This is a genomic window from Streptomyces sp. NPDC002328, from assembly GCF_042890065.1.
Lineage (GTDB): Bacteria > Actinomycetota > Actinomycetes > Streptomycetales > Streptomycetaceae > Streptomyces.
In genome coordinates this window covers 49,356-71,012 of the sequence record NZ_JBIARQ010000018.1, presented here as the reverse complement: position 1 = coordinate 71,012, position 21,657 = coordinate 49,356, and the positions used below count along the sequence as shown (strand labels likewise).

Genomic DNA, 21,657 nt, shown 5'->3' with positions numbered 1-21,657 from the left:
TGTGTGCCCCTGTGCGTCCCTGTGTCACACACCCCACCGCAGCCCGGGCGTCTTCACCGGAGCGTCCCACAGCCGCAGCAGCTCCTCGTCGATCTGGCAGAGGGTGACCGACGCGCCGGCCATGTCGAGGGACGTCACGTAGTTGCCGACGAGCGTGCGGGCGACTGCCACCCCGCGCTCGCCCAGCACCCGCTGCACCTCCGCGTTGAAGCCGTACAGCTCCAGCAGCGGCGTCGCGCCCATGCCGTTGACCAGGACGAGGACCGGATCGCGGGGCGGCATGTCCTCGACGATCGCGTGGACGGCGAAGTCGGCGATCTCACCCGAGGTCATCATCGCGCGCCGCTCCCGCCCCGGCTCGCCGTGGATGCCGATGCCCAGCTCCAGCTCACCGGTGGGCAGGTCGAAGGTGGGGGAGCCCTTGGCGGGCGTCGTGCACGCGCTCAGCGCCACACCGAAGCTGCGGGAGTTCGCGTTGACCTGCCGGGCGATCGACTCCACCCGCTCCAGCGGCTGCCCCTCCTCGGCGGCGGCCCCCGCGATCTTCTCGACGAACAGCGTCGCGCCCGTGCCGCGCCGTCCCGCCGTGTAGAGGCTGTCGGTCACGGCGACGTCGTCGTCGACCAGCACCTTCGCGATCTGGATGCCCTCGTCCTCGGCGAGCTCGGCCGCCATGTCGAAGTTGAGGACGTCGCCGGTGTAGTTCTTCACGACGAACAGCACCCCCGCGCCGCTGTCCACGGCGGCGGCGGCCCGCACCATCTGATCGGGCACGGGAGAAGTGAAGATCTCCCCGGGACAGGCCGCCGCGAGCATCCCGGGACCGACGAACCCCCCGTGCAACGGCTCATGCCCCGAGCCGCCCCCCGACACCAGCGCCACCTTCCCGGCCACCGGCGCGTCCCGCCGCACCACGACCCGGTTCTCCACGTCCACGGCCAGATCGGGATGAGCGGCAGCCATACCACGCAGAGCGTCCGCCACCACGGTTTCCGGGACGTTGATCAACATCCTCATGGATACCTCCTAGTGAGACGAGCAGATGACACCTTGACCCCCATTTTTGCAGGTCAGGCAAGGTTGGGCCAGTTGACGATCTTGACACTCCGCAACGGCCGGAAGCGGGTTCCGACGGCACTGATGCCGACCTCTTGCTGACTCCACTGACGGTTCATCAGCCGCACCGGCGGCGCGACGCCCGGCCCCCGACCGGCCACCACCGACAGTATCGGCGCTGCCGACGGGCTGGGTCACGTGCGCGGACGTAAACGGCGCTCGTGCAGCGTCTTCCACGGCCCGCACCGCTCGGGGAGATCGCGCCACAGGCGGCCTGGACCCGGGCACACGAGAACGCTGGACGGGGTCCGGCACGTGGGCCACGCCCCGGTGGTGGAGGAAGTCGTCCACGTGCCGCTCGAACATGGTCCTCCTTTGCTCTGGAGAGAGTCCGATGCTCTGGAGAGAGTCCGAACAGACAGAAGAGACGAGCGGGGTGCGTCAGACCGCTGGGGCAGACTGTCGGCCATGAACGCACTTGACGAATACCGTGCGGCTGCTCGCAGGCGAGGCGTGCCCGAGGACCTGCTGGGCAGGGCGCTTCGGCTGGCCCGCCCGCGCCTGGAGTTACGGTCGATGGAGGGCTCTGATGCGCCCGTCGTCGGACAGTACGGAGGCCATCCCCAGCTTCCGCCGGACGTCGAATGGTCCGGCTTCCCGGCCTTCATCGCGTCGGTCGACTGTGCCGCGGTCCCCGTCGGTGAGCTGGACATACAACTGCCGGAGGACGGGCGTCTGCTGTTCTTCGCCGACAACAGCGAGCCGAGCCATGTTCCCGGGCCCACACAGCAAGGCCGGGTGGTGTACATCCCTGCCGGAACGGCAACGACGGAACGCGTCCCCTCGGCAGAGGACGCGTCGTACACGCTCGAGCCGTACCCCCTCCGAGGTCGGCTCGACTGGTTCATGCCGGACACCAACAACGACATCGCCGACCAGGAAACCGTGCGCCTCATCCACCCGTACCTGCGGGATCACGTGGACGAGACCGGGAACGGGGAACTCACTCTGGGCGGATACCCGTCCGTGATACATCACGACCCGGCCCCCTGGCCCGTCGCCGATGACGAAGCATTCATCATGCTGGCGCGCGCGGACTACGAGTTCGTGGACACCCCCCTCAGTTGCGCCGCATCCTGGCTGATCCACCCCCGCGACCTGGCCGAAGGGAACTTCGGAAACGTGCAGCTCGATATCCAGGCCTATATGTGACACCTGCGCAGGGAGTTCACCAACACCACCTCGACGACGTGCAGCCGCAAGACGGGCGCCGCCCGCGCTCCCGGAGCCGAGGCGGTGGGTCGGGACCCGCGAGGCTCAGCAGGACGGCACGCTCGTCACCACATCCCGCACGTGCTCGGCTGCCACCCTTTTCCCAGGCGACAGCCGATGGCTCGGCGAGCATTCCTCACGTATTTTCGGGCAGTTCCGCCTTCCCGGGCTGGTCCGCGACCACGCCGGCGGAAGAGGATCATCCACGAAACCGCGCGGTGGCCGTACCACGCATGCCGCCCGCGGTTGTGCTCATTGCGCACAAGCGCTCAGTGGCTCTCAACGGGGTTGCAGGCGGAGCGAGTTCGTCCCGGCGGGTCGCTCCGGCTCTGCTCCTGAAAGGTGGATCATCCCCATGAACCGAATCGCCAGACGGGCGGGCCTGGCCGCGCTCACGTCCGTCGCGGTAACGGCCTCCCTCACCGTCGGTGCGACGAACGCATTCGCGATCAACGAAGGCACGTGCAGCCGGAGCGACTTCCTGCAGATCACCATCCACCGGCCCGGCGAGAACGCGCAGATGCGGTGTTACGCAAACGCGGGAGAGGCCGATCTGCTCTCCACGAACTGGTGGGTCACCCGGATCTCGACCGGTAACAACCGCGTCCAGTGGTACGGGGACGGCAGGTGGCAGCCCGCTCAGGCGATCGACAAGTGGACCGTTTACACGTGGCCTAACCATCCCGGTGGGGTTCGCATAAACAAGGTCAGGATCCTCTGAGGCACCGGCACTACGGGACGGCGATCCCGCCGATCGCCGTCCCCAGCCGGCATGGTCACTTGCCGCAGCCCTTCTGCGAGCGGAGCCGGGCCGCTCAGGACGCGGCTGTTCTTCTGGCAGCGCGCCGGTCAGATGAGTCCGGCGCGTATGGCGTAGGAGACGGCGTGGGCGCGGTTGCGCAACTGCATGCGCTTCATCAGGCTGTACAAGATGTGTTTGACGGTGCGTTCGGAGTACGAGAGCTGCGTCGCGATCTCGGCGAACTCCTTGCCGTCGGCTACCAGACGCAGCACGTCGACCTCACGCCGCGCCATTCCCGACGGGGTCAGACCGTGTGGGTCGAGGACCTCCCGCTGCACCCACTGGACGCGTTGCATCAGGGCGCCCTGAAGGGTGTGCGGGAGGCTGCCGCCGCCCTCCGCGACGCTGAGCAGGACATGGATGAAACCGGCGGGTCTGAAGGACTCCCGCCAGAGGACGGCGCGGACCCCGCGGTCGACCGCGGCAGAGATGTCGGCCTGCCACTGGTCTCCCACCACGAGCGCGAATCGCGCGTCGGGCCTGTCCGACAGACCGCTGAGCAGATCCAGCGCGGAGGCGTCGGCGTTCTCCACGGCGACCACGATGACGTCGGCCTCCTGGTGCCTGTCCGAAGGGACCTCACGTGTGCGACGGTCGTCCCGGACATAGCTGACCAGCCCGGCGCGGATGACGGGGTCGGGTGAGTGGATCGCCACGCGCACTGCTTCGGTGAGTACCTGCTGAGGCATCGGCCCCCCAATCCTCAAGTCGGTATGCGGTTCTGGAGGCCGATCGTGGCATGCGGGATTGCTTCGATCCGCTTCTGGACGTTCTTCGTCCGTTGACGGCAGGGAAAACTGGCACGAGCGGTCAGCGGGCGTCCGCGGTGAGCGGACCGCCCGTCAGCACGGCTGTCACGACCTCGGTGCGGGACCGCATACCGGTACGTGCGAACAGCCTGGACAGACGGTTCGCGACCGCGTCCTCGCTCAGCCGCAGCACCTGGGCGATCTGCCGGTTGGTGAGGCCCTCGGCAAGCAGGGTGGCCAGCAGTCGCTGGTTCTCCGCCGTGGCTTCCCCGCGGCCGGGTACGACCAGCCCGGCCTCGCGCATCGCGGTCCTGGTGTGGAATCGCCACAGCGTGGCACCCGTCTCGCCGAACAGTTCGTACGCCTCGTGCAGCAACTTCGCCGGGCCCTCGTTCGCGCGCGCGACGGCCAAGAGGGTGACCGCCGTCTCGAACGGCTGGCTGCGTGAGCGGGCCAGGTCGACCGCTTCGCGCAGTTGCCGGCCGGCGTCCGCGGAGCCCGACCGCACGGCCGTACCGGACGTCAGCAGGCACAGCAGCCGCGTCCGGCCGCTGCCCATCTGCTCGGCCAGCTGTTCGAGGCGTGCCAGGCAGGCCGCCGCCCGGTCGGCGTCCCCCGCCTCTGCGTGCACCGCGGCGAGGGAGGCCCACAGTTCGTCTGTTCCGTAGACGGATCCGCGCTCGTCCGCAGCGCGCAGGCCACGCCGCAGTACCCGCTCGGCCCCCTCGAGATCGCCCAGGGTGCGCAGTACCTCGGAGTCGGCGTGGTCCAGGACGTGCTCGAGCGGCCCGTCCACCTGACTGCGGACGGTGTCGATCAGTCGGCCGGCGCCGGTGACGCGCCCCCGCGCCAGCAGGATGGCCGCCGTCCGGGCCGGGAGCAGAAGGTGCCCGGGGGCTACCGTCAGCACCCTGCCGTTGACCAGGATCCGACGTGCCAGCGCGAGCGCCTCGTCCCACCGGCCCTCAAGGTGATGCCACAGGAATCGGCAAGGCTCGGGCAGCAGCTCGGGTTTCAGTCCCCGGACAGACAGCAGGGCCTTTCCCCGTCGTAGGTCGCCGACGCCGAGCAGTACGTTGAACTGGGCGATGTTCTGTGCGAACGCCTTGTTGGACGGCACGTCCGGCACCTCCGGCAGCGCCAGACCCTGTCTGAACCGTTCGGGCCGGCCCAGCACGAACTCCCCGACCCGGCCGAACAACTCCAGCAACGAGCGGGTGCCCGGAGTGCTCTGCCACACCGCCTCGGTCCGCGCGAGCAGGGCAAGCGCCTCCTGCCACCTCTCCAGCTGGAACAGCGCCTGGACACGGCCGGACACGGTGGCCAGGGCGGGCAGCCGCAGCCCCTCCCACCACACCGCGGTACCCAGCCGGGACAGCGCCGGCCAGTCCTGCTCGACGGCCGCCGAAGCCACCAGCAGGGTGGCAGCCTCGTGGAGCGTCAGCGGGTCGAGGCCCTCGGCCGGGCCGTTGAGGATCCGCTGGGCCGCCGTTCGGGCCATCCGGAAGTCACCGCAGCCGAAGGCGGCCTGGCCGCAGCGCAGTACCGCCTGTTCGCGGGCCGACGGCTCCTCGATGAGGCGGACCGCTCCGAGGAGCCAGCGCACCATCCCGCGGCGCTCGTGATCGGGGTACAGCGCTCCCGCGGCGGCCGTCAGTTCCGCCACCGCGCGTTCGCGGTCGACCAGGAGGCCGGCGTCGGCGATCCGGTCCGGAAGGTAGGCGACCGCGTCCGCCTCGGCGAGGATCGTCGGCCGGGCTGCGTCGTCCGCCTGGGCCCCGGCCGCCCACAGCGTGTCGACCGCGGCGGCGGACAGCCGGGCGCGGTGGAAGGGGCTCAACCGCTCCCGGAGGGTGTGTGCCGTCAGCGGCAGGCGGAACATCCACCCGCGCGACGCGGCGCCGTCCGGTCCGGGCAGGTCGTCCACGACGCCCTCGTCCACCAGCGTGCGGATGCCGTCGCCGACGGCCTCGGCGGAGAGACCGGTCGACGCCGCGATCAGCGCCGCGGCCGGTCGGCCGAGCGGCCACAGAACGCTCAGTGCCCCGGCCACCGTCCAGCAGGGCTCGCCCAGCGCCCGCAGCGCCGCCACCTGGCGATCACTGTCCGGCAGCGTTGGCACCGGCGTACCGGTGACCAGGAAGGCATGCCGGTCGACCATGCCTATGGCGCCCTGTGCCACCCACTGGGCGAGCAGCGCGTCGAGTGCCCCGGGGATGCCGCGACTCAGCCCGTGGGCCCGCCGTACCAGATCGGCGTCGGGTGTCGCCCGCAACCGCTGCGCCAGCCAGGCGGCGACGTCCTCGGGCCCCAGGCGCGACAGCACGATCGTCCGCACAGTCGGGGTGGGCACCGATTGCTCGGGGTGGCCGGGCTCGGGGAGTTGCGCCGGACTCTGCCGGTCCGAGGTGTGGCCGGGCCCAGGGTAAGGCTCCACCGGGTCCGGCCCTGCGTGCTGTACCGCCGTGACCAGCAGCCGGGTGCCGGGCGGGACGCGTCGGAGGTCGGCCCGGTCGAGAAGGGCGAGGGAATCGGCGTCGGCGTGCTGGGCGTCGTCGACGAGCACCGTCACGGGTGTCGACTGCGCCAGCGCGGCGGCAAGCGCCTCGGCCATCGCCGCCCGGTCGCCCCGCTGCACCGCGGACAGCGCCTTCGCGCCCGGCTTGCGCGCCGGGTGCCGTCGCGCCGACGCGGACCGGTGCTCCTCCAGGGCCTTGACCAGTCGCCACGCCAACATCAGCGACCGTTCGCCGTCACCCAGAACACAGTTCACGGGCAGGACCGCGATCCCCGACGCGGTGAGCCGGTCGGCGGCGGCTCGCACGAACGCGCTGCGCCCGATGCCCCGTTCCCCCCGGACGTAGACCAGGCGCGGGCCGGCCGGGTCGCGGAGGCCGCCGTCAAGCTCGGCCGACTCGCGCTCCCGGCCGATCAGCGCCTCGTCCACCCGGTCGAGACGTACGGGCGTCCCACCGAGAACCCATTCGGTGTCCGAACGAGCAGCCACTGTCTTCACCACGACCTTCGACGACATACGTGCACCGGGCGGGCGCCCGTCACGGGCCGCCCTGGCGAACGGCCTGCTCTCTTCTCCTGCAATCATGACGACCCGTACCGGTACCGGACCTCTGTTCGGGAAGCGACCGAACTCCGGATTCCCGTGCGGCAGTTCGGCGTGGAGGAACGGTGCGACGAGGAGTCGTGATGCAGGGACACCGTTCGCCTCTTGTCGCCAGGCACCGCGAAGTCGAGGAAGTGGCAGCGGCGTTGCGCGCCACCGGTGCCTCGGCGCGGACGGTACTGGTCACCGGCGCGGTCGGCGCGGGCAAGACCGCCGTCCTGGAGCAGGCGCGCTGGGCGGTGGTCCAGGAGGGCGGCAGGGTCCTGCGGCTCCGCTGGGAAGCCGCCGACGAGGACCCGGACGGCACGACCGCCCTCGTGAACGCCGTCTGCGCCGTACTCGCCAAGATTCCCGACGGCCGACTCCCGGCGCGCATCGCTCAGGTACGTCGGATGCGAGCGCGGACCACAGACCCCGGCGGCGAGGTCGCCCTGCTGTCGGCCCTGGCCGAGGTCATGGCGGACGCCGCCCGATACGTTCCGTTGGCCCTGGTCCTCGACGACGTCCGGCTGATGCCGGTGCGGACGGCCTCCGCTCTGGGGTTGCTGCTGCGCGCGTTCCGCCCCACCGGCGTGCCGGTGGTGCTGGCCGGACGGCCGATGAACCCGGGGCATGTCACCGGAGCGCAGGTGCTCGCGGCCGCGGACCGGGTGCTCGAACTTCAGCCGCTGTCGTCGGACGCGGTCAGCGCGCTCATCGTGCGGCGGCTGGGCGGCCCCGTCGAACCCGACCTGGTGACGGAGGTGTCGCACGCGCTGGGCCCGCTGGCGGGAAGTCCGGGGGCCGTGCTGTCGGTGCTCGCCTCGCTGGAGGAGCGCGGCGCCCTGCTCGAACTCGACGGCCAGGTGTGTCTCAGTCTGCCGGAGGGCGGGCTGCGACTCGCGGCGGACGTCGCGGAACTGCTTCGATATGGCTGGCCGGACGCGTCGCCGGACGCCGACACGGTCGCGACGGCGGTGGCGCTGGCCCGGCTGGCTGAGCTGGGCGAACCGCGGCTCGACGCTCTGCACTGCGCGAAGTCGCCGGACGGGCTGCTCGACGCCGTCGGGCGCAGGGTGGACGGGCTGGTCCGGGACCGGGTCCTGACCGTCGACCCGGAGGGCAGGGTGGCGTTCGCTGTTCCGGCGCTCGCGGCGGCGCTGCGGGCGCTGCCCGATCCCGGCGGTGTCCGGCCGACGTATGCCACGGTCACCACGACGCTGGCCGACCGGCTGGGCGCCATCGTGCCGGGCCCCGGGCGGCCATGGCCGTTCGGGAACGTGACAGCGACGGGCCCAATACCGGTCGAGACGCTCCTGGAGCGTTCGACCGCGGCCGACGGCATCGGTCCCGACCGGACCTGGGCGGTCGGCTATGTGGGGCCGGTGCCGTACGGCATCGGTGTACCGGGCGCGCTGCGCGAGTCCGCCACCCTCGGTTTGCGGCGTTCCGACCACATCGGCGTGCTCGCGCTCGGCGAGCCGATGCTCGCCCGCCTCGACGGATCGCCCGGGTCGCACAGGCCGCACGAGTCGGACAGCGAGATCGGAGGCGCTCTGGGGTATGTCGCCCAGGCCTGGACCCTGTCGGCGCTGCACGAACACCGGTCCCCGCACAGCGAGGACGCCGACTCCCGCTACCGTGCGGCGTTCGGACGATTGCCCGCAGCCGTCGGACTGGCGGCGCTCGGCGGCGCGTACGGGATCGGTCCGGTCACGGCGATGACCTTCCAGCCGGGGCCGGCGGGCGACCGCGTCCCGGACGCCGGCCGGGAGGTCGGCTCCGGGCCCGTCCCGTCGCCCGCGGAGGTCCGGCTGCTGGCCGCAGCCGTGGGTGGTGGCGCCGAGTTCCAGCGGGCCGGGCGGGGGCTGCCGCGGCACACTCTCGGCGAGGGGGACCTGGACCGGCTGCGGAACGCCGCCGCGTACGGCGACCTGGCGGGCGCTCTCCACGCCGTGCTCGGAGAGCGGTACACCGGGGGTGGTGAGAGCACGGCCGCGCGGTACCGAGCGATGGTGGGCGACTATCTGACGGGGCAGTGGGACAGCGCCCTGTCCCGTGCCCGCCGGATCGAGGCGCGGGGCCGGTCCGACGGCGCGGCCGGCGTCGGACAGCCGGCCCGGGCGCTGGCGGCCGAGATGCAGCTCATGCGCGGCGAGTACGGGCGCGCCCGGCAATGGCTGGAACTGATCCCCGAGTCTGTCGGCCATCCGCTGGTGGCCCGGGTGCGGCTGGGCGTCCGGTACTGGTCGGGGCAGCCGGACGAGGCCCTGGCGGAGGCATGGCGCGACGTGCGGCGGGCCCGGGAGAGCGGACTGCTGGCGGGGATCGAGAGGGTGCTGCTGCGGATCGTGTCGGTCACGGCGGCGGACAGTCCGGAGGCGGCGCGGGAGACGCTTCGGCACCTGGAGGCGCTGCACGAGGAGGCAGCCTCGCCCATGACGCACGAGGCGGTGCTCATCGGGCGCGGGATGGTGCACGGCGACGCGGACAGCGCGCTGACCGCGTACCGGTTGGTGCGAGAGCGCGGCGATCTGCCCCTGATCGTGGACTGCTGCCAGTGCCTGACGGATGTCGGCGACGACCCGTCGCGTTGGCTGGCCGAGGCGGCGCGGAGCGTGCACGCGCTGGGCATGGGACGGCCCGTCCGCGGTCCGCTCGGCGCGGCGGCGGCGCGGCGGAACGTTTCCTTCCCCCGACGTCGTACGACCTCGGAGGGGCTGGACGAGCGGGACGTGCGGCTCATCGGCATGGTGAGCGACGGCTCCACCAATCGGCAGATAGCCGCTCGGCTGGCGTGCAGTGAGAAGACCGTCGAGCAGTGGCTGTCGCGGCTGTTCCAGCGGACCGGGCGGCGTTCCCGGGTGGAGCTGGCCGCGGCCTGGCTGGACGGCAGCCTGGCCCGGCAGGGGCTGGTGCCGGACGCCGGGCCGGGCGGCGACGGCGGGGACTGACGGCGGTCCCGCACGTTGGGCGGGGACGGCCGCCCCCGCCGTCGACGTGTTCCCGTTCCCGTGACTGATCACGGCTGGGAGCTCGACTCCGTCGCCTTTTGCGCGGGCGGTCTGCCCAGGAAGATCGTGTCGAACGCTCCCGTGGGGTGGTGGCTGAGTTGACCGTCGGACTCTCGCCGCGAGGGTCTCGGGCGCGCGTACGTCGCCCCCTGGGATGGCGGTGAAGATGCGGTGGCTGCTGAGCGTGGACGACACCGAACGCCAGGCCCTCACGGACGGCCTGGTCGGCTGCCCGAACGAACCGGTGAAGGTGAAGTGCCCCCGGCATCCAGCCGGTCGATGCACGGACGGGTCAGGGACTGTGCGCTGCCGGGCAAGCGCCGCGACTCCGATGGCCTGAGGGCGCATCAGACTGGCTGCGCGCGCGAGTTGCGCGTGCGACAGCCCTCCGTACGCGAGGCGGAGGCAGCCACTCCCGGGAGTTCCCATGGACAGAGAAAGACCCCTGCGACGCGTTGCCGTAGGCGCTCGTCCCGTGCGGGCGCTGATGACCCTGCTGGCGGGGTTCGCCCTGCTGCTCGGGTTCTCGGCTTCGCCGGCCGTGGCGACCGAAGGCAGCTGGATCAATGAAGGCGGTGCTGCCCGGTCCCCGGACGCGATGAACGCCACCTGGTTCGCCGGGGACCTGTACGAGATCCTGCGCGGCAACGACAACCAGATCTGGTGGCGCTACCGCAACGGGGAATGGCGGGTGCACCCGGGCGCCGGAATCACCCGTCACCGCCCCGAGATCGTGGTCATCCACAACACGAACGGCGCCGACCGCCTGGCCGCCCTGCACGTCGGCACCACGGGCGAGGTCTACTACAGCTTCCTCGGAGGCGCCGCCGGCAACGTGTGGACCGGCTGGGCACGGATCCCCGGAACGGCCAATGCCAACAGCTACGTCAGCGCCGCCACCGGCAACGACGAGGGCCCGTCGACCCTGGCCACCACCACGGGCAATCGTCTCATCGTGCAGACCATGCAGCTCAACGGCAGCTCGCTCACCATGCGCTCCGGGTGGACCGAATGGTTCGCCGGTACCGTGGAACCCGGCGTGGACATCATCCAGAACCATCCGTACGTCAAGGCGCCTGTCCGGGACATCAAGACGTATATCGCACACAGGAGCGGTCATCGAGCACTGGTGCTCGGCTATCGCAGCGCTGACCTGGCTGAGTTCAGGACCACTCCGGCCCAAGAATTCCCAGGCGGCGGACAGTGCGAGGACATCGCGTTCGGCCGTGGCGGCCCAAGCGTCCCTGACATCTCGGACCTCTTCTCCTTCAACAACTACACGGTCGCCTGCACCAGTCCGAACGACGGGCGGCTCTGGGTCAACCGCTCCACCACCGCCGGCACGAGCTGGAGCGGCTGGGCGCCCACGACCAACGGCAGCGCCTACCCCAACTCCGCGCCCGAGGTCCACGGTTCACCCGGCGGCGAGGTCTTCGCCGACATCTCCTGGGGCGGCCCCGAGGGCAACGGCATCAGCCAGCGCATGATCCTCATGAAGCAGGTCCAGTGACCGCCTAGGTGGATCCGGGGACACGATCCCTCCAGCAAGACCGCGCCCCGCCCGGCGGTACCAGCCAGGTTTCGTGTCCCCAGCCCACCGCCGGCAGGGGCCGCCTCTCACAAGTTCGCAAGCCCATAGCTCTCCAGCAGACCGAGGTCCCCGCCGGTCGCTGGAGACCCGAACGGCTCACCCGAGTGGCGCATGAGATGGCGTGCCCCGAGCACTTCCCACCGACTCATAGATCATCACCAGCTTCCCCGGACTGTCGATGATGTCCGGAGCCCGTGTCCTGGCCGAGGTCGGCGAGGACCGGAAGCGGTTCGCCGGCCCCCGGACCTTGAAGGCCTCCGCCGGTTACCTGTTCAGCATGCTCCTCGGCTGCCTCAACCGCTGTCTGCACATGCTGATGGCGGGTGTGACGTCAGCCGACCCAAGGGCCAGGGAGCTCTTCACGGATGATCTCAAGATCGGACATCGTGCGCCCGCGCGCGTGGATCCAGGACTGGTCCTGGAGGCCGTCCCGGCGAACCAGCCGGCTGGGAGCTGCGTACCAGCGGACCGGTGAGTCGTCGGCGCTCGCCCACATCGGGTGGTCGGGCAGGCCGACTCGGGCATACCGGGCGTGGAGATCCGGCATCAGCGCGTCGGGCAGCTCGCAGGCGTCATAGAGACTGTCTGCGGCGAAGAGCGACTCGCTCAGCACCATCTCGACCCAGGCCAGGGACATCCGGTCGAGAAAGGGAATCCAGCCCTGATGTGATTCCACCACCACCGGGGGATCGTCCTGGTCGATCAGGCTCAGGGGGATGCCCCAGAAGGCGCAGTCCTGGTTCTCGCGACGGAAGACCAGGACGCCGCCGAGGGCGTCATCAACATAAAGGCCAGGTGGCCTGACCAGTGGGTCCTGCTGCCGGGTCAGGTCGTCCCTGTGGCCGATGAGCGCATACCCCTCACGCAAAGCGGCCGGCAGTGCGAAGCCCAGGTTGGCCTCAACTGCCGCCAACTCGTCAGCGGTGGAACCGTCTTCCGGCTCCACCGGACGGCCCATCCATACGTCGGCGAACCAGCGCACGAACTCCCAGGCATGGGAGCGAGCACGCACTCCGCCTCGCAGAGTCACCGCCACATCAGGACCGTCCAGCACGCCGAGGACGCTACCGTCTTGCGTGCCCATCTCAACCCGTTGGGGCTGTACAAGGGCACTGTTCTCGCAGGACATCGGCATCGCGATCACCGCAGGTGCGGTGCAGGACTCCTTGTCCTGAAAGGAGGAAAAGTGATTCCGTGCTGCCGGGCGAACGCTCAGGGCAGGTGTGCGGTGCCTTGGTCGTCGATGGGTTCGTTGTCCGGTTGGTGGTTCCCGTCGAGTGTGGTGGCCCAGCTGGCCAGCAGTTTGAGGCCGTCGGCCGATGGGGTGCCGGGTTCGGCGCTCATGGCGGTGAGGGTCAGGCCGGGGTCGGTCGGTACGGGCAGGGCTTCGAAGGCGAGGGTGAGGTCGCCGACGGCGGGGTGGCGGAAGCGTTTGAGGCCGGTGTGGTGCAGGCGCACGTTGTGAGCGGCCCACAGCGAACGGAAGTCCTCGCTGAGGGTGGAGAGTTCGCCGATCAGGTCGCTGAGGTCGCGGTTGTACGGGTCTTGTCCGGCCTCGGTGCGCAAGAGAGCTGCGGCTGCGGCCCTTTGGTGCTCCAGTTCGGTCATGTACTGCTCGGCACCGGGGTTGAGGAACTGGTAGCGGGCCATGTTGACCGGCCGGGCGGGGTCCTGGAACAGCGGCGAATACAGGGCCCTGCCCAGGCGGTTGGTGGCGAGGATGTCGAGGCGGCCGTTGCGGATGAAGGCGGGCGCGTCCGTCATCGCGTCGAGGAGCTGTTGAAGGGCGGGCCGGATGGGCTGTGCCGTGCGGCGGCGTGCTGGCCGGCGGGTGGTGCTGGCGGTCCGGGCCAGGTCCATGAGGTGGGCACGCTCGGACTCGTCGAGCCGCAGCGCACGGGCAAGGGAGTCCAGGACGGCTTCGGAGGTGCCGGAGAGGTTTCCGCGTTCCATGCGGGCGTAGTACTCGGCGCTGACCCCGGCGAGCATCGCGACCTCTTCGCGGCGCAGACCCTTGACCCGCCGGTGTCCGGCGGCGGGCAGGCCCGCCTGCTGCGGGGTGATGTTCGCGCGGCGGCTGGTGAGGAACTCGCGGACCTCGCTTCGGTTGTCCATGTCTTCGAGGCTACGACGATCACGGCGTGCGAGGGGTGCCCTGCCAGTACATGTAACAGCGGGTCCTTCCGCACGCGCGTGACCTGCCGTTTCATCGATGTCAGGCCAGCAGACGGCCGTCCCTCCGCCAGGTGGCACGTACCGCCGAGGGAGGGCGGAAGGGAACGCGATGACTTTCCCCGCGAGTGGGGGAAGGCGCTGGGCTTCCGCACGGAAAGGAGTCGGTGATCGCGGAGAACAAGCAGCCCGAAGGACCGCGTCAGCGCGCGGCGACGAGGGTGCTGCCCGGGTCAAGGGCCTGACCTGACCGGCGGCAGCGGCGCGGACGCCGTCCTGGAGTGCGTGGGCAACCCGAGTCCATGCAGCAGGCCCTGCGCTCCATGCCGTCGGCCCTGCGCTCAACCCGCCCCGGCGGCACTGTCGGCTTCGTCGGCGTCCTGCACGGCGTGCAGATCGACGGCGTCCCGCACGGCGTGCAGATCGACGGCGAGGGGCTGTTCTTCGCCTCGACCTCGAACTGCCCCTGGACCAGGCCGCCGAGGGCCCCTGTACGAAGCGGTGCCCCAACCGCCGGGCCCGCCAAAGAGATTGGACCTATGAACATGAACCCGCAGTACAACTTCCAAGGCCAGGTAGCCCTGGTCACCGGCGCCGCCTCCGGCATGGGGCTGGCCGCCGCCCGCGCCTTCGCCCAGGCCGGTGCGGCCGTCGTGCTGGCCGACGTGAACGAGGCCGACGTGCAGACGGCGGCGAAGGAACTGACCGACGCCGGTCACCAGGCCATCGGTGTGGTGTGCGACGTCACCGACGAGGACCAGGCCGCCGCCATGGTCCAGAGCGCCGTGGACACCTACGGCCGCCTGGACATGGCCTTCAACAACGCCGGTATCCAGGTCCCGCCCTCGGACGCCGCCGACGAGACAGCCGAGAACTTCGACCGCGTCAACGGCGTCAACCTGCGCGGCGTGTGGGCCGCCCAGAAGCACGAGCTGCGCCAGATGCGCACCCAGGGCTCCGGCGCGATCGTCAACTGCTCTTCCCTCGGTGGGCTGGTCGGCCTGCCCGAGCGCGCCGCCTACCACGCCTCCAAGCACGGTGTGATCGGCCTGACCAAGAGCGCCGCGGTCGAGTACGCGCCCAAGGGCATCCGCATCAACGCCGTCTGCCCCGGCGTGATCGAGACCCCGATGGTCGCCGACATGCTCGAGGGGCAGGCCGAGGCCATGGCATCGATCATGAGCGAGCAGCCCATCGGGCGCCTCGGCCGGGCCGAGGAAGTCGCCGCCGCCGCCCTGTGGCTGTGCAGCCCCGCCGCCAGCTTCGTGATCGGCGTCGCCCTGCCCGTCGACGGCGGATACACCACCCACTGAACGCCGTCCCGAACCGGGGCACCCGGCCGGGGGCGCGGTACGCGTGCATCACCGCACCCCTGCGCCGTCTTGCGCGCGGTTTCGTGATCGCCTACCGCGCCGCCTGCCCACAGCCGTGGATGTCCTCGCTTCGGCGGCGCGAAGCTCGTCGAGCATGTCGGCGGCGGTACCGGTGAGGTGTTGCCGGTCATCTGCTGTGGGGGCGACCCGGACATGAACCGGCCGGCCGGAGGGGAATTCCGTCCTGGGTGCGGACCGGTGGGTGGTGGAGCGGACCTTTGCCAGGCTCCACGGGTTCCGGCCCGGCCGGGAGCCAGCCGCTCCGTCAGCCGAGCTCCGGCAGACCAGGCAGGTGATCCGCAGCGACCTGGTCGGCCCGCCCCGTGCTACGGCGAGGTGGGCAGGTGCGGGGAGCGGAGTGTGAGGAGGGTGATCTCGCTGGGGGCGAAGATGCGGAAGGGTGGTCCCCAGAAGCCGGTGCCGCGGCTGGTGTAGAGGAGGGTGCGGGGGGCGTGGTGGCTGAGGCCGGCGAGGGCGGGCTGGTCGAGGCGGACCAGGTGGTGGAAGGGCCAGATCTGGCCGCCGTGGGTGTGGCCGGAGAGCTGGAGGTCGATGCCGGCGGCTGCCGCTCGGTCGACGAATGTGGGCTGGTGTGCCAGGAGCAGGACGGGCAGGTCCGGGTCGGCGCCGTCGAGGGCTCCGGTGAGGTGGGCGCCGTGGCCTGCCAGGCCGGAGGATTCGGCGGTGACGTCGTCCACGCCGGCGATCACGAGGGTGTCGCCTCCGCGTTCGAGCAGCAGATGGCGGTTGCGCAGCGGCTCCCAGCCCAGCTCGTCCATCAGGTCGACCCAGCCCTGGGCCTCGCTGTAGTACTCGTGGTTGCCGGTGACGTAGACGCGGCCGTGGGCGGCCCGCACGGTACCGAGCGGGACGGCCTGGGCGCGGCGGCGTTCGGCGGTGCCGTCCGCGATGTCGCCGGTGTGGCAGACGAGATCGGCATTCAGGGTGTTCACGGTCTCGCACACCCGTGCCGACCAGCGGGCGCGGTCGAGGGGGCCGTAGTGGGTGTCGGTGATGAGGACGACGCGCAGGCCGTCCAGTCCGGCACCCAGTCGCGGGAGATGCACGTCGAGTCGGCGCACCCGGGGTACGCGGCGGGCCTCGGCGTACCCCCAGGCGAGCAGTATCGCGGTCACGCCGAGGACGGCCCACGTGACGATGCGGGCCCGGTCCTGGCTCTCGCCCACGTCGGCCACGGTCAGGGCGAGCCGCAGGAGGACGCCGAGCAGAACGGCCCAGGTGAACAGGATCCAGCTGGTGCCCAGCAGGGTGTCACCGACGATCGCCGCCCGGTCCTGCTGGCGTCGGCCGTGGCCGCGCACCATCGCGAGCGGCATACCGACGAGGCCGAGGGCGAACAGGGCGGTGCCGGCCAGCGTGACGGGCAGCGGCCAGTGCTGGCCGGTGTGCAGGAGCACCCAGCAGGGCACGGCCCACAACAGGACGGGGGCGATCAGGGGGAGGTAGCCCATCAGGCGGTGCAGTCGGCTCTGCCGCGGCGCTTGCGCCGCACCCTCGGCGGGCCGGGTGTTGTCGGTGTCGGTCACGCTCGCTTCCTTCCCGGACCAGGCTGCCGTCCCGCGCACTGTATCCGGTCACCCTCGGGCCGGCAGGACCGGCGGGAGTTCAGGGGGCCAGGGTGAGGTCACCGTCGTTGGACTTGGCGAGCGACCGCCCGATGATCATGCGCTGAATCTGGTTCGTGCCTTCGAAGATCTGGGTCACCTTGGCCTCACGCATGTACCGCTCGACCGGGAACGCGCGCGTGTAGCCGACCCCGCCGAGCACCTGCACCGCATCGGTGGTGACACGCATCGCGTTGTCGGTCGCGACGAGTTTCGCAACCGACGCCTCACGGCTGAACGGCAGGCCCGCGTCCTTCAACCGGGCGGCATGGAGGGTCGCGGCGCGCGCCGAGTACACGGCGGCCTCCATGTCGGCGAGCATGAACGCGACTCCTTGGTGGTCGAAGATGCGTGATCCGAACGTCTCCCGATCGCGCGCGTAGGCGATCGCGTGGTCGAGAGCGCCTTGGGCGAGACCGACCGCGACGGCCGCGATACCGAGACGGCCGGAATCCAGGCTCGCGAGAGCGATACGCAGGCCGTCGCCCTCGGCGCCGATACGCCGCTCGACGGGGACACGGACGTCCCGGAGCACCATGGTCGCCGTCGTGGACCCGGTCAGGCCCATCTTGCGTTCAGGCACATCAGCGGTGAGGCCCTCGGTGTCAGCCGGGATCATGAAGCACGAGATGCCTGTGCGATCTTCCGAGGTGCGGGCCATGACCTTGTAGTAGTCCGCGTGGCCGCCATGGGTCGTCCAGGCCTTCGCGCCGTTCAGGACGTAGTGATCGCCGTCCAGACGCGCCCGGGTCCGCATCGCGGCCGGGTCCGAGCCGGCGTGCGGCTCCGAGAGGCAGTAGGCGCCCAGCAGTTCGCCACCGAGCATCGCGGGCAGCCACTCACGCTTCTGCCCTTCGGTGCCCATCGTCGCCAGGCCGAAGCACGACAGCACGTGCACGGAGACACCCACGCCGACCGACACCCACACGGACGCGATCTCTTCGACGACCTGGAGGTACACCTCGTAGGACAGACCGCTGCCGCCGTAGGCCTCGGAGTACGGCAGACCGAGCAGGCCGACACGTCCGAGGAGCTTGAAGACGTCACGAGGGAACGCCTCGTTCGCCTCGTCGGCATCCACCCGTGGCGCGAGTTCATCAGCCGCGAGCTTCCGGACCAGCCTGATGAGGTCAAGGGACTCCTCGTTCGGCAACAGACGACGCGCGCTCATGGCACCTTCCAGCTGTCGGGGCGAAACATCGTTCAGAGACATCCGCAGGCCCGGGCACCGCAAGGCGCACTTGACGGGCAGACGTTCAAAGCTGGGGGAGCAGCACCTCGTCACAGCTCGTCCGACCGCTCTCCCGCCAGCCGATCAACCAGCTACCGCAACGAGGCGGGCATCACCCCGGACACGGGCGACCCCGCTCTGTCCGGCGTCGCCGTCCGGGTCGCGAATGCGGGCGCGGGCACGTGCGCGGGCGCGGGAATTCTGCCTGGGAAAGTCTGGAAGTCTCTCCGGTCGCTGGTAATAGGTAAATTGGAAAAGCACTTCACTTGGTGAGTGCACCTACCGCAATCCGTAGCGGTCGGAACGTCGATAGCACTCTCATGAGTGAAACCCGCCGAGACCGTTTGGCCTCGACGGTCATGACTGGGCTACCGTGATCGATGAGCGGACGCTTTACCCCATCGACAAGGAATTCAACCCGGCGGGGAGTCCGGTCCGGCACGGGATATCGAGAATTCCGGAAAAGGGCTCTTCCACATTTCCCGCTGAGCTGAGCCTGCTCCGGGGTGCGCAGTGCCCTGGGTCCCCGTCATACCTCTGCGTAGAGAAGTTGGAGCATCATGCCGCCCGTCGTTCCGCCGTTTCTGATCGGTCTCATCGTCGCGCCGCTGGCCAAGCGTGTCCTCAAGCCGCTGGTGCGGGGTGCCATCACGACGTCCGTCGGTCTTGTCATGGAGGTGAAGAAAGCGGCCCAAGAGGCCGGGGAGAACATTCACGACCTCGCGGTCGAGGTGGCCGCCGACATGGTGGCGGCGCAGATCGCCGCCGGTGAGGGACACCGGCCCGAAGAGGGGGCGGCCTCGAACGGCGAGAAGGACGAGGCCAGGACTCCGAAGATCCGTGCGACCGCCGGCGCCGCGAAAGCGCAGTGACGCCCTGACAGCCGGCCTGCCCCGCCGCCTTGGCGCGGGCGCGTCTTTCTGCCGACTTCGGACGGCCGAATGCGAAAGACGGGCCCCCGCGGCGGTCGGGCGGTCGGCCATCGGCGGTCGGCCGTCAGTTGTCGGCCGCCAGCCGTCAGCCGTCGGCCGTCAGCCGTCGGCCGCCAGTTGTCGGCCGTCAGCCGCTAGTCATCGGCCGCCAGCCGTCAGCCGTCAGTCGTCGGCCTTTCGGTTACACCTCCGTCCCTTGCCGGACTTTCCGCTCCGCCGCGGTAATCCGCCGTAATCCGCCGTGCGCCGAATTCCGCTGCGCCCGTTGACCGAATACCCGTGACCTCCGTAAATTCAGGTGATCGTACGCATGTCATCGCTACTGGGTGCCGCAGCCGGATTCCGCTCCGCGGACGGGGACGCGCGCCCGCGCTCCGTCGTTCCGGGCCGCCAGCGCTGGGACGTCAAGCCGGTGCTCGGACGGCCGCGAACGGCTGAGATCCTCGCCGCCGCGCTGCGCCGCATTCCCGGGATCACCGAGGTCCGGGCCAACCCGGTCACCGGCGGGGTGCTCGTCCGGCACGATGCGCGGGTGGCCGCCGCGGACGTCGGCCGGATCGTCCGCAGAGCCGTCACCCTGGTCGCGAAGAACCCGACCGAAGGGGGACGCCCGGCGTCGGCCCGACCGGTTGCCGCACCGATCGCCGCACCGGTCGCCGTACCGGTCCCGCGGGCGGACCGCGGCCTGATGGTGCGACCGGTGCTCGCCGTCGGCGGCGGAGTCGCGGCCGGCATCGCGCTGATCAAGGGGTCGGCGCTGAGCAGGCAACTGGTGGCAGTGGCCGGAGTGGCCGCGGTGACCGAGGCCGTCCTCCGGAAGGCCTGGCGCAGAACGGCTGACACGTCCCCGGAAGCGGCCGAGCCCGGTGCTGAACGCCACCCCCTGCTGGAGATCGTCGGACCGCACCGGCGCCGTCTTTACGGGGCCGTCGCCCTCTCCGTCGCCTGCCAGGTCTCGGAGATGGCGCTCGGCACCTTCCTCGGCTGGACCGGACTGGTCCTCATCAAGGGTGAGGCAGCGCCGCTGGTCCGCCTCGGCCTGACCACCGCGTCCGCCCAACTCTTCGGCCTGGCAGGGCTGATGGCCGCCGCCTGTGCCGCCGTCGCGGGCCTGTCGTACACCTCGAACCTCCAGTGGCGCCGGCTCGGCCAGGACATCGAGCACGACTGGCGCAACCGGACGTACGCCCACGTCCAGCACCTCGAACTACGGCACCTGGAAGGCGAGCGCACCACCCGGATCGCCGGCGCGCTCACCGACGACGTCCGTCAGCTGGGCGCCTTCTTCGCCGGCTCGGCGGGCGACCTGCTGCACCTCGGCACCAGCCTGGCCCTCCTGCTGCCGCTGTTCCTGCTGCTGGCACCACAGATCGCCTGGATCGCGTTCCTGCCCATCCCGGTCATCGCCTGGCTGTCGTTCCACTACCAGGACAAGGTCGTGGCCGACTACGCAGTCTCCGGCGAGCACCGGGCCAAGCTGCACAGCCAGTTGGTGAACACCCTGGACGCCGGTGCCACGGTCAAGAGCTTCTGCACCGAGGACTACGAGGCCGAGCGCATCGACCGGCTGAGCGGGGAGGTCCAGGACAGCAGCCGGCGGACCGACCGGAGCACGATCCGCCACGCCGAGATCGTCCGGGTCTGCACGACCAGCTCGATGGCCGGAACCCTGCTGATCGGCGGGCGGGCGGTGCTCGACGGCAGCCTGCCGTTCGAGGTGTTCAGCCCGCTGATCGGGCTGCCCCAGATGGTACTGCTGCGGATGAACCGGCTCGGCGGCATCGTCGACCAGTACCAGCGCACGATCACCGCCTACGACCGGGTCCAGCGGCTGCGCGCCCTCCCCGTCGAGACCGACGGCACCGACGGCACCGGCGGCACCGGCGGACCGCTCGACGCCGACAAGGTGCGCGGCGAGATCGTCCTCGACAACATCACCTTCGCCTACCCCGACCGGCCACCGGCGCTGGAGGACCTCTCGCTGACCATCCCCGCCGGACAGGTCACCGCCCTCGTCGGCGCCACCGGCTCCGGCAAGACCACCATCGCCAAGCTGCTGATGCGCTTCCAGAACGCGGACGGCGGCAGCGTGCTCCTCGACGGGCGGGACGTGCGCGAACTGTCGCGGCACGACCTGCGGCACGCGATCGGGTTCGTCGCCCAGGACCCGTTCCTCTTCGACGGCACCGTCGCCGACAACATCCGCTACGGCAGCTTCGGAGCCTCGGACGAGGCCGTGGTCGAGGCGGCCACGAAGGCCGAGGCGCACACCTTCGTCGCAGCTCTGCCGGACGGCTACGAGACGGTGATCGGCGAACGCGGCGCCGCGCTCTCCGGCGGCCAGCGGCAGCGGATCGCGCTGGCGCGCGCCATCCTCAAGGACGCGCCGGTCGTGATCCTCGACGAGGCCACCTCCGCGGTGGACAACGAGACCGAGGCCGCCATCCAGCGCACGCTCCGCGTCTTCGCGGCCGACCGGACGATGCTGATCATCGCCCACCGGCTCTCCACGGTCCGCCACGCCGACCGGATCTACGTCATGGACAAGGGCGGTGTCGTCGCCGAGCAGGGCACCCACGACGAACTCCTCGCCCAGCACGGACTCTACGCGTCCCTCTGGCAACTCCAGGCCGGCGAACCCGCCGCCTGACCGCAGCCGCCGCCCCCCGGCCGACCGTGTGACGACACCACGGTCGGCGCGGTCCTGCGTGCCCCGCCACCACGCCTGCCCACCCCCTCG

Annotated in this window: 14 protein-coding genes; 7 read left to right on the top strand and 7 right to left on the bottom strand. The window is 70.8% G+C overall.

The features are described from left to right. Positions 1–24: 24 nt before the first annotated feature. Complete coding sequence (dhaK, locus tag ACFYX4_RS32845) at positions 25–1,017, bottom strand: dihydroxyacetone kinase subunit DhaK (protein WP_389341014.1); 993 nt, start codon at positions 1,015–1,017, stop codon at positions 25–27. A 552-nt stretch (positions 1,018–1,569) separates the two neighbouring features. On the opposite strand from dhaK, the gene ACFYX4_RS32840 reads away from it, so the two are divergent. After that, the gene (locus ACFYX4_RS32840; protein WP_389341012.1) at positions 1,570–2,268 is read left to right on the top strand and encodes a DUF1963 domain-containing protein; all 699 of its coding nucleotides are present in this window, start codon (positions 1,570–1,572) and stop codon (positions 2,266–2,268) included. A gap of 415 nt (positions 2,269–2,683) precedes the next feature. Further along, positions 2,684–3,049 (top strand): beta/gamma crystallin domain-containing protein, encoded by a 366-nt coding sequence (locus ACFYX4_RS32835; RefSeq protein WP_389341009.1) that lies wholly within the window; start codon positions 2,684–2,686, stop codon positions 3,047–3,049. A gap of 128 nt (positions 3,050–3,177) precedes the next feature. Here ACFYX4_RS32835 and ACFYX4_RS32830 read toward each other — a convergent pair whose 3' ends face one another. Beyond that, complete coding sequence (locus ACFYX4_RS32830) at positions 3,178–3,819, bottom strand: LuxR C-terminal-related transcriptional regulator (protein ID WP_389341006.1); 642 nt, start codon at positions 3,817–3,819, stop codon at positions 3,178–3,180. Positions 3,820–3,940: 121 nt separating this feature from the next. After that, on the bottom strand, positions 3,941–6,886 hold the full coding sequence (locus ACFYX4_RS32825) for an AAA family ATPase (RefSeq protein ID WP_389341003.1): 2,946 nt from the start codon (positions 6,884–6,886) through the stop codon (positions 3,941–3,943). 197 nt (positions 6,887–7,083) lie between these two features. On the opposite strand from ACFYX4_RS32825, the gene ACFYX4_RS32820 reads away from it, so the two are divergent. Next, positions 7,084–9,933, top strand: a complete 2,850-nt coding sequence (locus tag ACFYX4_RS32820) for an AAA family ATPase (RefSeq protein ID WP_389341000.1) — start codon at positions 7,084–7,086, stop codon at positions 9,931–9,933. A 487-nt stretch (positions 9,934–10,420) separates the two neighbouring features. Beyond that, the gene (locus ACFYX4_RS32815; protein ID WP_389340997.1) at positions 10,421–11,503 is read left to right on the top strand and encodes a hypothetical protein; all 1,083 of its coding nucleotides are present in this window, start codon (positions 10,421–10,423) and stop codon (positions 11,501–11,503) included. A 412-nt stretch (positions 11,504–11,915) separates the two neighbouring features. Here ACFYX4_RS32815 and ACFYX4_RS32810 read toward each other — a convergent pair whose 3' ends face one another. Together ACFYX4_RS32810 and ACFYX4_RS32805 are read right to left on the bottom strand one after the other, a co-directional pair. After that, a complete protein-coding gene (locus tag ACFYX4_RS32810; RefSeq protein ID WP_389340994.1) occupies positions 11,916–12,728 on the bottom strand; it encodes an SMI1/KNR4 family protein in 813 nt (270 codons plus the stop codon). A 68-nt stretch (positions 12,729–12,796) separates the two neighbouring features. Further along, positions 12,797–13,699, bottom strand: coding sequence for a helix-turn-helix transcriptional regulator (locus ACFYX4_RS32805; protein WP_389340991.1), 903 nt, complete (start codon positions 13,697–13,699; stop codon positions 12,797–12,799). A gap of 602 nt (positions 13,700–14,301) precedes the next feature. Between ACFYX4_RS32805 and ACFYX4_RS32800 the strand changes: the two genes are divergently transcribed. After that, positions 14,302–15,069, top strand: a complete 768-nt coding sequence (locus ACFYX4_RS32800) for a glucose 1-dehydrogenase (protein ID WP_389341309.1) — start codon at positions 14,302–14,304, stop codon at positions 15,067–15,069. 386 nt (positions 15,070–15,455) lie between these two features. Here the strand turns inward: ACFYX4_RS32800 and ACFYX4_RS32795 are convergent, their stop codons facing one another. Next, entirely contained in the window at positions 15,456–16,676 is a 1,221-nt protein-coding gene (locus ACFYX4_RS32795) for a metallophosphoesterase (protein ID WP_389340988.1), read from the bottom strand. Between the two features lie 79 nt (positions 16,677–16,755). Further along, a complete protein-coding gene (locus ACFYX4_RS32790) occupies positions 16,756–17,925 on the bottom strand; it encodes an acyl-CoA dehydrogenase family protein (RefSeq protein ID WP_389340985.1) in 1,170 nt (389 codons plus the stop codon). Positions 17,926–18,545: 620 nt separating this feature from the next. Here ACFYX4_RS32790 and ACFYX4_RS32785 point away from each other — a divergent pair. Together ACFYX4_RS32785 and ACFYX4_RS32780 are read left to right on the top strand one after the other, a co-directional pair. Next, positions 18,546–18,857, top strand: coding sequence for a DUF5132 domain-containing protein (locus ACFYX4_RS32785; RefSeq protein WP_389340982.1), 312 nt, complete (start codon positions 18,546–18,548; stop codon positions 18,855–18,857). 370 nt (positions 18,858–19,227) lie between these two features. Next, positions 19,228–21,567, top strand: coding sequence for an ATP-binding cassette domain-containing protein (locus tag ACFYX4_RS32780; RefSeq protein ID WP_389340979.1), 2,340 nt, complete (start codon positions 19,228–19,230; stop codon positions 21,565–21,567). Positions 21,568–21,657: the final 90 nt, after the last annotated feature.